Origin of the sequence: Streptomyces pseudogriseolus, from assembly GCA_002154585.1 — a bacterium.
Classification (GTDB): Bacteria; Actinomycetota; Actinomycetes; order Streptomycetales; family Streptomycetaceae; genus Streptomyces; species Streptomyces pseudogriseolus.
Map to the genome: position 1 here is coordinate 1 of MUNG01000524.1, position 561 is coordinate 561.

General features: G+C 72.9%; 1 protein-coding gene. It reads right to left on the reverse strand.

Going from position 1 to position 561, the window contains the following annotated elements; genetic code table 11:
- Nucleotides 1–37: 37 nt before the first annotated feature.
- A partial coding sequence (locus CCN29_RS32135; protein ID WP_086686055.1) for a PadR family transcriptional regulator occupies nucleotides 38–561 on the reverse strand: 524 nt, incomplete at its 5' end.

A 561-nucleotide genomic window follows, 5' to 3' on the forward strand; every position in this document is an offset into this window, starting at 1 on the left:
CGCCCCTCGGTCCCCTCAGCGACCGTCGGCCGCCGGCTCAGTGCTCGTCGGCGAGGATCAGGTACAGCTTCTTACGGGCCTCGTTGATGACGGCGAGCGCCTTGTCCCGCTGCTCCTTGCTCCCCGTCTTCCAGACCTGCCCGAAGGCCTCCATCAGCCCGAACCCGGCCTGCCGGATCTCGCCCAGCGCCTCCCAGTCGACCCCGCGCGAGGCCTCTTCCCAGGGAGCCTCCGGGCCGTCCTCGGCGGCCGTGCGGCCGGCCTCGGTGAGGGAGAACAGCTTCTTGCCGCCCTCGGACTCGCTGATGATCAGACCCTCGTCCTCCAGCAGCTGAAGGGTCGGGTAGACCGAGCCGGGGCTGGGCTTCCACGCCCCGCCGCTGCGCTCGGCGATCTCCTGGATCATCTCGTACCCGTGCATCGGACGGTCCTTCAGCAGGGCGAGGATCGACGCGCGGACGTCACCGCGCCGTGCCCTCCCCCTGGGTCCGCCGCGTCCTCGGCCGCCCCAGGGGCCGCCGTGACCGAACCCGGGACCCCAGGGCCCGCCGGGCCCTCCCG